Annotated in this window: 9 protein-coding genes and 5 pseudogenes; 10 read left to right on the forward strand and 4 right to left on the reverse strand. The window is 40.0% G+C overall.

Annotation, left to right across the window (positions count from 1 at the left end; all coding sequences use genetic code 11):
• The first annotated feature begins 128 nt into the window (after positions 1-128).
• Positions 129-1,079 (forward strand): undecaprenyl-diphosphate phosphatase, encoded by a 951-nt coding sequence (locus D5R40_RS03815; protein ID WP_124144191.1) that lies wholly within the window; start codon positions 129-131, stop codon positions 1,077-1,079.
• Between the two features lie 120 nt (positions 1,080-1,199).
• Here D5R40_RS03815 and D5R40_RS03820 read toward each other — a convergent pair whose 3' ends face one another.
• Positions 1,200-1,685 (reverse strand): allophycocyanin subunit alpha-B, encoded by a 486-nt coding sequence (locus D5R40_RS03820; protein WP_124144190.1) that lies wholly within the window; start codon positions 1,683-1,685, stop codon positions 1,200-1,202.
• Between the two features lie 295 nt (positions 1,686-1,980).
• Positions 1,981-2,139: pseudogene (locus D5R40_RS03825) on the reverse strand (IS5/IS1182 family transposase); the annotation flags it as partial.
• 140 nt (positions 2,140-2,279) lie between these two features.
• Between D5R40_RS03825 and D5R40_RS37330 the strand changes: the two are divergent.
• The 8 genes and pseudogenes from D5R40_RS37330 to rlmD form a co-directional block, all read left to right on the forward strand.
• A pseudogene (locus D5R40_RS37330) lies at positions 2,280-2,375 on the forward strand (helix-turn-helix domain-containing protein); the annotation flags it as partial.
• A 282-nt stretch (positions 2,376-2,657) separates the two neighbouring features.
• Positions 2,658-2,930 carry a hypothetical protein gene (locus tag D5R40_RS41840; protein WP_205127596.1) on the forward strand — a complete coding sequence of 91 codons (273 nt, stop codon included), beginning with the start codon at positions 2,658-2,660 and terminating at the stop codon, positions 2,928-2,930.
• 236 nt (positions 2,931-3,166) lie between these two features.
• Positions 3,167-3,652, forward strand: a complete 486-nt coding sequence (locus D5R40_RS03840; RefSeq protein WP_124154251.1) for a hypothetical protein — start codon at positions 3,167-3,169, stop codon at positions 3,650-3,652.
• Positions 3,653-4,054: 402 nt separating this feature from the next.
• Positions 4,055-4,270 (forward strand): transposase, encoded by a 216-nt coding sequence (locus tag D5R40_RS42385; RefSeq protein ID WP_353734880.1) that lies wholly within the window; start codon positions 4,055-4,057, stop codon positions 4,268-4,270.
• A gap of 49 nt (positions 4,271-4,319) precedes the next feature.
• Positions 4,320-4,675: pseudogene (locus D5R40_RS03850) on the forward strand (transposase); the annotation flags it as partial.
• Positions 4,676-4,813: 138 nt separating this feature from the next.
• A pseudogene (locus D5R40_RS03855) lies at positions 4,814-5,688 on the forward strand (IS630 family transposase).
• 278 nt (positions 5,689-5,966) lie between these two features.
• Positions 5,967-6,974 carry an RNA-guided endonuclease InsQ/TnpB family protein gene (locus D5R40_RS03860; protein WP_205127310.1) on the forward strand — a complete coding sequence of 336 codons (1,008 nt, stop codon included), beginning with the start codon at positions 5,967-5,969 and terminating at the stop codon, positions 6,972-6,974.
• Positions 6,975-7,248: 274 nt separating this feature from the next.
• Positions 7,249-8,733 carry a 23S rRNA (uracil(1939)-C(5))-methyltransferase RlmD gene (gene rlmD, locus D5R40_RS03865; RefSeq protein WP_124144181.1) on the forward strand — a complete coding sequence of 495 codons (1,485 nt, stop codon included), beginning with the start codon at positions 7,249-7,251 and terminating at the stop codon, positions 8,731-8,733.
• 324 nt (positions 8,734-9,057) lie between these two features.
• Here the strand turns inward: rlmD and D5R40_RS03870 are convergent.
• A pseudogene (locus tag D5R40_RS03870) lies at positions 9,058-9,767 on the reverse strand (RNA-guided endonuclease InsQ/TnpB family protein); the annotation flags it as partial.
• Between the two features lie 315 nt (positions 9,768-10,082).
• Here D5R40_RS03870 and D5R40_RS03875 point away from each other — a divergent pair.
• Positions 10,083-10,727 carry a hypothetical protein gene (locus D5R40_RS03875; protein ID WP_124144180.1) on the forward strand — a complete coding sequence of 215 codons (645 nt, stop codon included), beginning with the start codon at positions 10,083-10,085 and terminating at the stop codon, positions 10,725-10,727.
• A gap of 909 nt (positions 10,728-11,636) precedes the next feature.
• On the opposite strand, the gene D5R40_RS40735 is transcribed toward D5R40_RS03875, so the two are convergent.
• The gene (locus D5R40_RS40735) at positions 11,637-13,970 is read right to left on the reverse strand and encodes a cadherin-like domain-containing protein (protein WP_161564922.1); all 2,334 of its coding nucleotides are present in this window, start codon (positions 13,968-13,970) and stop codon (positions 11,637-11,639) included.
• Positions 13,971-14,232: the final 262 nt, after the last annotated feature.

Here is a 14,232-nt window from a genome sequence, read left to right on the forward strand (position 1 = left end):
TTTTTAGGAAGAGTTAATAATAAACAAAAATCCTATGAAATAAAGAGTTTCCACTCCTCAAAACTCAAAAAAGTGGTGATACTTCTGATGCTATAATCGATTAATAGTTCTACTTCAAACCCTACTTAATGAAATTCTTATTTGCTGTTATTGTCAGCGCCCTAATTTTTATATCTTTAGACGACAAAGTAGGCCAATCATTGCCTTTGGACCCAGTTTCCACCTCTGAGCAGCTATCACAAATGAATATTTTTCAAGCAGTTATTCTAGGAATGGTGCAAGGATTAACAGAATTTTTACCTATTAGTAGTACGGCTCACCTCAAGATTGTTCCTGTTGCCCTGGGTTGGGGAGATCCTGGTGTGGCTTTTACCGCTGTGATTCAATTGGGCAGTATTTTTTCAGTTGTTTGGTATTTTTGGCAGGATTTGACAAAGATCGTGATTGGTGCATATAAATCTATAGTGACATCCGATTACCAGTCTCCAGATTTCCGAATGGCAGTTGGAATAGTACTGGGAAGCATACCAATAATACTTTTTGGGTTACTAATCAAAATATTTATTCCAGATTTTGATAACTCGGCCTTGCGCAGTACAGTGGCGATCGCTATTGCTTCAATAGTTATGGCTTTATTATTAGGAATAGCAGAGAAAATTGGCAGTCGAAAACGTAACTTTGAGCAACTAGATATTAAAGATGGCATACTCATGGGATTAGCTCAAGCATTGGCATTAGTCCCCGGAGTATCTCGCTCTGGCTCAACTATTACAGGTGGCCTATTTATGGGGTTAGAAAGGGCTACAGCAGCAAAATTTTCTTTTTTATTGGGTCTTCCAGCGATTACTTTAGCAGGTTTAGTTGAACTTAAGACTCTATTGGATGAGGGTTTTGGAGGTGTGGGTTTAGCACCTACTATTGCTGGAATTATATCTGCAATAATTTTTTCTTACGTAGCAATTGCTTGGTTGATTAGATACTTACAAACTAAAGATACATGGATATTTGTTTGGTATAGATTAGCTTTTGGGGTATTAATTTTAGTGGCGATCGCTGGTGGTGTGATGCAAAATAATTGAATAAATTTAAGTTGGGATTATTTTGACTTTTGTTGAAGTTTTAATCAGTCAAAACTCTAAAAATTGAACCCATCCAAGAATTCCTTAGATGGGTAGTCATGCTACAAAAAACAAAAAAACTTAGGACATAGCCTGAATGATATAGTCAAAGTAAGGAGCAGCTTCCTGAACATCTTCATCATCAAGTAAAGCAAGAGAAGCTTCCTTCAAACAACGGATTGACTCTACCATTCCAGGAACTGGTACACCCAATGAGTTGTACATTTCCCGAACACCAATCAAACCAATACTTTCAATTGGATCTTTATCACCAGCTAGTACCCCATAAGTAATCAAACGCAAGTACCAACCATAATCCCGGAGGCACAAAGCACGTTCCCGTTGACCAAAAGCATTACCACCAGGGGCAATAAAATCTGGACGCCTGCGCCACAACTCTTGACTAGCTTTGTCTACAATTCTTTTCTCATTTTCAGAAAGCACGCTAGCAATACGCACGCGCTGCTCGCCTGTTTTTAAAAAAGTATTTATGGCTTGAAGTTCCCCACTACTGGGATAACGTAATTCATCGTCTGCTTTGAGAATAACTTGGCTAACTACACTCATAATTATCAAAAAATTTCAGAATTATATTTCATTTTAGCTATTTACGACCTTTCTCAGTCATCAAATTTGAGGGATTTAATTTGAGAGATTTATTGGTATTGTTGAATAGCGGATATTAATTAGGAGTCAGTCCTCAGGAGTCAGGAGTCAGTCCTCAGGAGTCAGGAGTCGGGAATTCGGAGTCAGGAAGCAGGTAGCAGGAACTCAGGAATTCGGAGTCAGGAATTAACAAAGGTAGAAAAGAATTTTTATTACCTTTAATTTAATGGCTAAGAGCTGATTTATAAAGTAAATCTTAGCTAGCTAGTCGCCTAACCATAAGGTGAATTAAAGAGCCATAAATCATGGCTTCACTTACATCTGAATACACCTCATAATATGAGCTTAAACGTTGAAATCTATTCAAGCAACCAAAAGTGCGTTCAACAATCCATCTCTTAGGTAGTCGCTCAAAAGCATGGGAAGTTCTTTTGATCTAAATGTTGGCAGAAGACCCGCGCTCTCCTTGTCGGGAGCGTCGTATGGGAATGCCAATCAATGTTGTGGTTTCACACACAATATGTTAAAGCATAAAAAGTTTTTAGTAAGTTGTAGATGGTTGAAAAAGCGTACAAATTTAGGTTTTACCCAACTCCAGAACAGGAAAATCTGTTGCGGAGAACTTTGGGCTGTGTACGATTAATCTACAACGCAGAAATAAAATCAGGCCAGTCTGGTGACTACTGGGACGATAACTTAGCAGCTATTACTGAAAAGCGCAACCTTCAGATGCGTGATCATGTGAACAAAGCAGCTAGATTTGTGATCAACTGGTGCATTGAGCATCAAATAGGTACAGTAGTTTTTGGGTGGAATCAACGCCAAAAAGATAGTATTAACATTGGCAAAAAAATAACCAACAGTTTGTTCAAATACCTACAGCCAAGTTAAAAACCAAGATAGCTGAATTATCTGAGCAGTATGGGATTAAGTTTGTTGAGACTGAGGATAGTTACACGAGTAAGGCTAGTTTTAGTATCGGATGATTTTCTGCCGACATTTGGTGCGAAACCCGTTTGCGTAACATTCCGTAGGAAAAGGTGGGAGCCATCAGGAAAGCTTGTTAATTGTGGCTTGTATCGTTCTGCAAAAGGTCAAGTTATTAATGCTGACTGTAATGGTGCAGCCAGTATTATCAAAAAAGTAGCAACACAGCTAAGTCATATCATGTCCGGTAGCATCGGTATTAGAGTTGTCGCTAAATAAAGGAAAAAAATCACTCTAACCTAGACAGAGCAATAATTCCCAGCATTTTTACCATCCAATAGCTACAATCCTTACAGAACAAGGTTTTTGGGATTTTTTTTTAAGTTATAAAGCGACAAGTCTATTGATAAGTGCGATGAAGAAAAGAAAACAGTTATGCAGAAAACCGACTATCTTGGTAGACCTATTAGTTGGCAAAATTTAGACTTTTCAAAAGCTACTTTAATCGACTCAATGTGGAGACAGAGTTAAAACCATGGAAGACAGTAACTGACAATAAAATAATACCACCAACCAATCTTCCAGAACCTGTCAGATCTTTTATGGCATCTCATTTCAACAGGAGCTTAAGTTATTTCACCATTCAAAAAGTTAACCATGGAGATCAAGATAATTCTACGGCTATATCAATTAAATTTAAGCCTGGAGAGTATGATGATACGACACAAGAAGGGTTAACGAAAATTGCTGACAAGTTAGGTGATGCATTCAAAGTTCAAGATCCCAATAGTGACATTCAAGCGAGTATTTCTGAAGCCGTAACTAAGATCAAGAAGGAGTTACCTCAGAAGTCTGCATCTATTAAGAATGATTTGATAAAACTACGGCGACCACCACAAGTTAGCTATGCTGACCTTATTGCAGCTCGGAAAACTCCGTCTAGGTACATTACAGGAAGAACTCCCTCTCAGCTAGGAAGAAGACCTACCTCAAGACGATAATCACACAATTAACGTGGCTATGAAATTTAAGCCTAAGTAGGGCTTGCTGAAAAAGTCGCCCTGATGAGGGTAGGAGTCTCCTCCTCAGGAGTAGGTAGTCGGAAGAATTGTCTGTTGATTTTTCCGCCTCTGTCAGCTCATGCAAGTGAGAATTTTGAGCTAAACCCTCCTTTTAGCTTGCACTTTTTTTACCCCAAAAAGGCACTTTGGCTTTATCTATAAATGCTTTTAGACTTAATCAGCAAGCCCTAAGAGACTGTTTGTAAAGTTTTGTAAGGGAAAGCGATCGCCATAACGCAAAAGATAAGACAATGATAATTGTCATGATTTTCCCTCCTATGGAAAGAAAAAACTATCAAGCGTGACCTAACCAATGAACAGTGGGAAATTTGAAGGCGGCTGATTCCTCCACCCCATTCTGGTGGTAGGTCTGGAAGTGTCGATACAAGAGAAGTTATTAATGGTATTTTCTACCTCGTACACAACGGCTGTACATGGGGGGCACTTCCTCATGATTTACCACCTTGGCAAACCGTAGCTACCTATTTTTATCGTTGGCAACGCAGTGGAGTATGGAAAGAAATCAATGATATGTTACGTTTGCGTAGCATTCCGTAGGAAAGAAAAGTCAGAATCAAACAAGGAAGAACTGAAGAGCCATTTCTAGGGTATAATTGATTCACAGTCGGTAAAAACGACTGAAAAAGGGGGATTAGAGGTTATGATGCTGGTAAAAAGGTAAAAGGAAGAAAACGACACATATTAGTAGATACTCAAGGGTTGTTACTGAGTGTAGTTGTACATACTGCAAATATACAGGATAGAGAAGGAGCTAAGTCTGTATTTCTTCAAGCTAAATATGATGCGCCGAATCTGAAAATTGTTTGGGCAGATCAAGGTTATAGAGGAAAACTAGAGAAATCAGTGGCAATGGTTTGTGGATGGAAATTAGCTATTGTTAACAGAACTGAAAAAGGGTTTCAAGTGTTGCCCAGACGCTGGGTGGTAGAGAGGACTTTTGCGAGGGCGCGGCCGTAATCGTAGACTTTCTTGCATATTATGAAGAACATCCTCACAATAGCGAAGCTTTGGTTTATAGCAACAGCCAGGGCGATTAGGACATAAAATAGAGAAAGTATTCTGTCATGCGATCGCTCTTCCTTGCCTCGACCCTATAGTTACGATTTTAGAAAAAAAGTGATAGAGGCCATTGAACTTGATGGCTGGAAAAAAAGTGATTGAGTCAACTGTTCCGGATTAGCCGGAACACGATTGACCTGTGGCTGAAACGGAAAGCTGAAACTGGAGACTATCAACCTCGGCCAAACCAACCCCCCGGTAATGACCATCAAATCACCGATTGGCACAAATTTCGAGAATTTGTCAAGGTTCATGGTGACAAAACCCAAGGAGAAATGGCCAAATTGTGGGATAGTCCCATCAGTCAACGCACAATCTCAAGAGCACTCAAAAAAATTGGCTTCACTCGAAAAAAAAACTTATGGCTACCAAGAAAGGGATCAAAAGGAAAGACAAGAATTCTTGAGCCAATAAACTCAAGCTTTCCCCTAAATCAATGGTTTATATAGATGAGTCAGGTATGAATAACCAACAGCAGTATGATTATGGATGGAATCAAAAAGGAGAACGATTCTACTCACTTAAATCGGGAAAGCGTCAAGAGCGCATCAACATGATTGCTGCTTTGTGCAATGGAAATTTAATGGCACCTTTTACAGTGGATGGTTCGTGTAATCGTATTGTCTTTGAGATGTGGCTCGAAAATTTTTTGTTACCTACACTTCAACCAGGGCAAGTAGTGATCATGGATAACGCTGCTTTCCACCTTTGTGAAAAGATTCAACAACTAATTCAAGGGGCTGGCTGTCAACTGTTGTATTTACCTCCTTATTCACCAGACCTCAATCCCATAGAGAAATGTTGGTCTTGGCTTAAAAGTCGCATTCGTCACCAGCTCAAAGGATTTGATTGTTTGCTTTCCGGCGATTGAATCAGTTCTGCAAGCAGTGTCCTAACCGCCTTGGCGGTTGCTATATATTTCCATGATTCGTTTAATGCTAAAACGTTTAGCGATCGCTACTAATACTTCATAATTCTTTACAAACAGCCTCTAAGTAAAATGAGTTCGATCAGGATTTACGCAGAAACCGGGTTGATCGACAAAATTTCGTATATGACAGCCAATAATTAGGGTGATTAACTGTTGAATGAAAATTGTATAAAGTAGTTGCTATTTGTAGAAAAGTGTTGTAATATTAAACAGGTAATAACTCTAATGAATTATAGCGGTTAAATGAGACTTGTTGACAGACATATTATTAACCGAACACATCAGTATTGGCGGGTGTGTGATGAGTTAGCCTTTAAATCAAAAAACTTGTACAACCTGGCTAACTATTATTGTCGTCAGCATTTTTTTAAGTGCGGAAAAAGTCTAGATTTAACTAAACTGTACCACGCCACCAAAGATAGCGATGCCTACAGAGCATTACCAACTAAAGTATCAAAACAAATAATAAAATGCTTGGTTGCAACTTGGCGTGGCTATTTTCAAGCTATAAAAGAATGGTCAAAATATCCACAAAAGTTTCTAGGTAAACCCAAAATACCAAAGTATAAGGACAAAACCAAAGGCCGAAATGTAGTTATCTACTCAAAAGAGTCTGTATATAAAGCACCACTAAAGGACGGTATTTGTCACTTATCTATGAGTGATATCAAAATACCTGTAGTGGTTGAGTCTGTAGTTGAAGTGAGGATAGTACCTGCAACTGGCTGCGATGTAATTGAAGTTGTGTATGAAAAAACTGAACAACAACGGATAGAGTCTACATATGTAGCAGGAATAGATTTAGGGATTGATAGATTAGTTGCTCTAGCTACAAACAAGCCTGGTGTGAAACCTCTGCTTGTTAATGGGAAGCCACTAAAAAGCGTCAATCAGCTTTACAACAAGCGAAAAGCTAAATATCAAAGTGTTCTCAAGGGCCAGAAAAAAACTAGCCGTAAGATTGAAGCGTTAACCTATCACCGAAATCGTTTTGTGGAGAATTATCTGCATAACACCAGTAAATTAGTGGTTGAGTATTTAACTACAAATAATATTGGTACTGTAGTCATAGGCAAAAATGATAATTGGAAACAAGGTGCAAACATCGGCAAAAAAAATAACCAAAATTTTACTCAAATACCACATTTTAAGCTAGTAAAACAGATAACTTATAAGTGTGTGTTAGCAGGAATTAAAGTGATTGAGACTGAAGAAAGTTACACCAGTAAAACTTCTGCACTTGACCTATAATTGCCCTGTCAGCATGAATTGTATGTAGGTAAACGAGTCAAACGTGGTTTATTCAGGAGTGCAACTGGTAAAGTGATTAATGCTGATATTAATGGTAGTCTTCAAATATAAGATAAGAAATTCCCAGGGGCATCTACTGCCGAGGGAATAGTGAGCTGTGCCGTACAGCCAGTATTGGTTAATCCAATACCAAGATATTAAGCTGTCACGATTTTCTACAGCTTAGTTCGTACGGTTATACATGACTCTAAAATTTTGTAGACAAAAGAAATGAGTGAATATCAATAATCAAAACCTAGCTAAACTACCTTGTGAACAAGGTCAACTTGTAGAAATAACTATCACAGACTTAACAGATAGCGGTGATGGAGTAGGTCGCTATGGTCAAAAAGTCATATTTGTGCCTGATACAGTTCCGGGCGATCGCCTAGTTGCCCGTCTAACAGTGGTCAAACCAAAATATGCTTATGGGAAATTACACCAACTCCTAGAAACGTCCAAATATCGTATAAAGCCTTATTGTATAGTTGCAGACAAATGCGGTGGTTGTCAATGGCAGCATATTAGTTATGAATATCAGCTTCAAGTTAAACAAAATCAAGTTATTCAAGCTTTAAAGAGAATAGGGGGGCTAACATTATCAGCAGTAGATCCAACTCTAGCATCTCCAGCAGCTTTTGGATATCGCAACAAAGCTACATATCCTTTAAGTATTTCTACTACAGGTCAAGTTAAAGCTGGCTATTATCAAAAAGGTAGCCATAAAGTGATTAATCTGAATCAATGTCCCATTCAAGACGAACGTTTGAACCCTTTACTCAAAGAAGTAAAACAGGATATTACTAGGCAAGGCTGGAAAATATATGATGAACAAAAACATACAGGTATTGTACGCCATTTATCTTTGAGGATAGGTAATAACACAGGGGAAATATTGTTGACTTTGGTTATAAATGGAGAGGAGGAAAAAACAAAAGAATTATTACCAGGTATCGAAGCTCAAGCACAAAAATGGCTAGAAAATTATTCTCGGTTAGTAGGTGTTTGTTTGAACTACAACTCCAAGGCAACAAATACTATTTTTGGTCAACAGACTGTTTGTGTTGCTGGTCGGTTGTATCTGTACGAAGAGTTTAGTGGTTTAAAATTTCAATTGACCCCCGATACTTTTTTCCAAGTAAATACAAAGACTGCGGAAAAATTAATGGAGGTAGTTATTCAAGAGTTGGCTTTGAACGGACGGGAGATTATTGTTGATGCTTATTGTGGTATCGGTACTTTCACTTTACCTATAGCAAAATATTTGCAGCAAGTGGGCGTTCCCGGTCGCGACTCTATGGAAATAGCAGGTGAGGAGTTGTTACAGGGGGCTAGGAAGGGCCTAGTCATTGGTATAGAAGTTCAACCGATGGCTATAAAACAGGCTCAGTTGAATGCTGAAACTAATCACTTGACAAATGTCATTTTTCATGATGGAAAAGTTGAAGATTTACTACCTGAGTTGCAAGTAAAGCCTGATGTAGTTTTGTTAGACCCGCCGAGAAAAGGTTGCGATCGCTCTGTTTTAGAAACTCTTTTAGAAATTCTACCTGAACGTATAGTTTATATTAGTTGTAAACCTCCTACCTTGGCTCGTGATTTGAAATTTTTATGTTCGACAGGTAAATATGAGTTGAGTAAAGTACAACCTGCAGACTTTTTTCCTCAAACTGCTCATGTCGAATGTGCTGCATTTTTAGTAAGAAAAAAGTCAAAATAAGTAAAGTAGTTTTGGCAATTTTCCTGTAATAAACTCGCTTTCAACTGAATAAATATTGATCGAAGGGGAGAATTATAGCGGTTTTCACAAAGGTAGACTACAAAACTTCTGCCTTCTGCCTTCTGCATAGCTGCCTTTCAGCCCAAAATCTCTGTATTCTATGTTCATGAAAACTGCTATAATTATACAGTTGATTTCATCAAGGGTGAGATACCCCCCCCGTGGGCAAGATTCTCACAGCACAAACCTTTTATCCCAGATTCCGCACGACAAAATGTAGTATGTAAAAGTTAGAAAACTTGAGTAATAGTAATATCATGTACTCAGTTGATTAATGGCGCGCTGGCGGTTGGCACTGCCTTTCTGTTTGCGAGAAACACGACGCTGATAGAATTTCATCCGTTTCTCACTCTTTCTGTAGAATCTGGGGTTCGGCTCTGTATTACCATCTGAATCGGTGTAGAATTCTTTTAAGCCCACATCTAAACCGACATTTCGTTTAGTGGGTAAGGTTTTAACATGAACATCTACACTGATACAAAACTGTCAATAATAACCATCAGCTCGTCTGACCAGTCTCACTCGCTTAATTTTCTCAACTGGATAGAATGCCAAGTCCCACGTCCCAATCAGTTTGAGTCTACCAATACCTTTTTTGTAGGTAAATTGAATATGTTTGGGGTCTAGCAATTTCCAGCCCGATGTCTTGTATTCAACAGAGCGGCTATGTTTCTTGAATCGTGGGTATCCCTTTTTCCCAGGGATATTTTTCTTGCAGTTGTCAAAAAACCTAGCAATAGCTGACCAACACCGTTCTACAGACGCCTGACAAGCATGGGAATTCAAATCTTGAACGAATGGGTACATCGAACGCATTTCGGTATTATAGGGATACAGTTCTTTTCTACCTAGTCCTCGACGATCCATCCAATAGCGAAGGCATGAATTTCTCACGAATTGAGCCGTCCGAATAGCCTCATCAACGGCTTGATATTGCTGAAGTTTTCTTTGACTTTGAATTCGTATACTATCATAGTTTTGACTCTAGCAAGTCTTGCGTATATTATTAGTATATCAGGTTCAATTTAATTTGTGCAACGCCGATTGAGGTTAACCGTCCTAGAAGGACGGGGCTTGAGACCCGCATCCAACTTGAGCTATCTATTTATTTCACCACATAACTATAACAATCTCAACTAAATTATATCAGAATAATTAACTACCCTAGATTCTCGATTATAATTCTAGTAAATCTATAAAAATAATTGAATACGATCCGGAAAGCTACTCTCTAGAATGGGAAAATAGAATGTAATTAAGGTCACAATAGAGGCACAAAAACATTAAAAATGATTAACTTTCAACCACAGCCGATAGAAGCAAAATTAAGTAAATATCAATTCATGCAACCATATTTTCCTATCTACATAGTTTTAGATAAAAATCTGCCATATTATCAGAATTTTGCTGCTTGGTTAGAAGCTAAAATTGTCACTCCTGATTTAACTACTTCTATCAATGAAACTTTGCCATTTTTGCTAGAAGCGTTGCAAATAACTTGGGAAAGTGAAGGCGATCCTCAACAAATTTACCCTCTAATTGTAGAAAATCTTGATTTATTAGAGCCTCATTTAATATACATTTTACGCAAGTGGGCGAAGCAAGTTTTTCCTAACATTTGTCAAAATAGGGCAACTACAACTGCTAGTGCATTAGTAAATTTTGGTCGGATTATTTGGGCACTACCGGATGGAGATTCTGATGTTAATTTAGAAATTGCTTTAGCTTGCTGCGAGTTAGCTTTAGAAGTACTTAATTTCAATTATTTTCCCTATGAATGGGCAATAGTTAATCACAATCTAGCTGTAATTTATCAAACTCGCTGTTATGGAAATTCTACCCATAATTTAATTAAGTCTTTTGAACATTATCTACAAGCAAAATTAGTGTTTCCAGAGCAAAATTTACCTCAACAATGGACTGATTTAAGTTAGTATTAGTAAGCTATTCAGTATTTAAACTATTGAGGTTAGCTACAGTATTAATTTATTTCCTAAGCCAACCACCCATTTGCACACCTACATTACTAGCAGGATGGTATTGCCTGTTACCTGTTCCCAGTTAAGTGTTCCCTACTAAATGCAAAAAGTCTATATCTTTTTCGGAGATGTCTTTTTAGTAACTATAATGGAACAGGACAAACAACATAAATTCCTCAAAAATCTAGAAAAATAAATTTTAGTGCGCAAGTTCTATCTAACAAACTTCTAATAATTCTGGTGTAAACATCATTAGACATCCTCAACGTAAAAATTCGATAATGCGAACGCATGGAGAACAGTCTGGTTGTTCAATGTTTTGAGATGTTTCCCAAGTTACAGCAATTTGATTATATGCGTATGTTTCCATATTTGATAATTTCAGAATTTAACTCTATAAATTTATAATTCATGTTTTTATTCTACTAAACCGGAAATCTCAAAAAATTTATAGCAATGAGCGCTCAGGTATTTACTATATCAAAGAGCAGTTCATTAATGGATAATGGATAATTGATAATTACCTCTGGTTAAAACCGCGCTTGATTGAATATAAGGAATATTGTCTTTCGTCATTGCGACGATAGGAAGCAACCTCCTCAACCACTGAGATTGCTTCCTTCCACTCCGTTCCAGTCGCTGCGGACGTGGGTATAGTAATTATCGGGATTTGATATGACTCCTGACTCCTACAAAATTATACTTTTATTCAGCAACACCCTGATAACTGATAACTGAAATGACACTTGTACTCAAGCTTTGAATGCTTGAGTACAACATGGGTTTGAGTTCCCGTTCTCAGTCAATAAGTATTCCTGGTGACAGCGATGAACTGCCACACAGGAATTGAGATTTCAACTCAACTTAAACTGCGAGAAAATCTGAACTGTCGAGATGAGCGGTATTAAACCAGGGCAACTTCGCCAACACTTCATTAGTCGAAGTCTCGATAATCTTGTTGCCAGAGAAGGACAAGTCATTGAAGGTTAAACCATCTGCTAATCCAATCTTATCGACTCCAGGTTGGAAAAATCGGATCGTATCCATACCTTCTCCACTAGCGATGACTATGGTATCTTGACCAAATCCTCCAACTATAGTATCTTCACCTAAGCCACCGTCTAGTAAGTCATTGCCAAAACCACCGAATAGCTTATCGTCACCGTCTCCACCTGTGAGGGTATCGTGGCCCCAACCACCAGAGAGAACATCGTGACCACCATCACCATCAATTTCGTCATCACCAGTCCAACCACCTAATTTATCGTTAGCAGAGCTGCCAAAGATTACGTCATCACTAGCTTTGGCGTTGATGCGATTGCCACTGACCAGATCCATCACAATCACATCAGGGTTAGGAGTACCTTGATTGTTAGCCAGAATTAATTCAAAGGTATCACTGATTGTACCACCGTTGCCATCATCAGCTGTGACGGTTATGGGAGTGATACTAGCAGAGTTACTGCTACCAGTTATAATTCCAGTATTAGTATCAATACTAAACCCACTTGGTAAGTTAGACGCGGAATAGGTAAGGGTGTCGTTGGTATCAACATCACTGAAGTAGACACTGGTATCAAAGGATAAGTTCTCGTTAGTAGAGATGATTTGGTCATCAATCTCTTGTGCTAAGACTGGTGCATCGTTGACACCATCAATGGTAACGGTGGCAGTGGCTGTATCCGTTTCACCGTTGCCGTCATCAATGGTATAGGTGAAAGTTTCAGTTGTACTTTCTCCAACACCTAGACTCTCAAATTGACCGTTAGGATCGTAGTCGAAAGTACCATCACTGTTAACAGTTAACAATGCGCCAGAAGTTAAAGTCACTTGAATGTCAACATCAGCAGCATTGCCGTTTACTTCGGTAACTGTAAGGGGATCGCTGTCAGGGTCGCTATCGTTAGTGAGGACGTTGCCACTGAGGAGGCTGTCTTCATCAGTTGTTACTGCATCGTCTACTGCATCCGGTGCAGCGTTACTATTCGTAATGGTAATCGTACCTAAAACATCATCGTTATCGGTAGCTGTTCCTGCATCATCCGCCGCGCTGTTGTTACTGTAAGTAACGTTAGAACCAGTAACGGTAGCTAGGGTAGTGGGCATTCCCTGGTTGTTGCCATTAGTATTAGTGGTGGACTGCATGATAAAAACCGCTCCGCCCAAGCCTAGACCATCGTTACCCCCAGTACCACCGGTAGCACTGTTATTGGTAAAACTGGTGTTATTGAAGCTTAACGAACCAGTGCGGACAAAGATGGCACCGCCGAAGCCAGCCCCACCACCACCATCACCCAATCCATCACCAGCGCCAAAGCCGCCGTCGCCGCCGTAGCTGCTGCCGCCGCCGTAGCCGCCGTCGCCACCGTCGCCCCCAAAAATGTCAATACTGAAGGCTAGCCCAGGTGAGCCGGCAATGCCGCCACCACCACCAAAGCCGCCGTCGCCACCGTCGCCACCAGCGCCGTTGTAGGTGTAGCCGTAGACGTAGCCGTCACCGCCGTCGCCACCTTCGCCGCCACCACCACCGAAGCCGCCGTCACCACCGTTACCACCGTTGCCGGCGAAGTAGTAGCCGGCAGTGTAGTCGGCGTAGGTGTAGCCGCCGTTGCCGCCGTTGCCGCCATTGCCACCGAAGCCGCCATTGCCACCGTCAGTGCCGTCACCAGCGTCGGCGAAGTTGCCGTAGCTACCTTCGCTACCATTGCTACCGTTGCTACCAATTAGTCCAATGCCACCACCAGTACCACTGGAACCAACACCACCGCTACCGCCTTGGGCTAGGTTATTAGTGAAATCGACATCGGTTAAGGTGACGGTGCCATCGGACATAAATAAGCCGCCGCCCATACCAGCGCCGCCGCCACCAGTGTCACTATCTCCGCCTTTGGCGACACCATTAGTAATGGTCAAATCGGAGATATCAACGGTTCCTGACTTGATAAACAAAGCCCGAACATCTCCTGCATTAGCTATCCCGTCATTATTGGCATCCCCACTCAGGGTATAGTTACCACCAACAATAGTGATATTGCTGTCAATGAGGGACTGCATGGTTCCTGTCAGGCGAACATCGTTTTGCAGGGTAATGGTATCATCTCCTGCCATTGTGTTAGCTTGAGCAATAGCATAACTGAGAGTACCTACCTGATTCCCAGTTCCGTCATCAGTAGTTTGGTTAACGATAAAATTTGCCATTGTTTTTTCTCCTTAATTTGAGTATGACTTATATCATGTCCGGATGATTAGTTATGATTAGGATATAGATGGAAGAGATATCTCAAACCCTTGCGATTGATTCCTTCCACTCCGTTCCACTCGCAATGACTTTACATGATATTACGCAAAAGCGAGGTAATTACGTCATTACGTTTTGCTGGCGCATAGCTTCCGCTAACGGCTGTCGCCGACATGTTTGCGGAGCATTCCGTCAGGAAAAAGCGCAGCTTTGCGTTAGCGC

Source organism: Okeania hirsuta (assembly GCF_003838195.1).
GTDB classification, from domain to species: Bacteria; Cyanobacteriota; Cyanobacteriia; order Cyanobacteriales; family Microcoleaceae; genus Okeania; species Okeania hirsuta.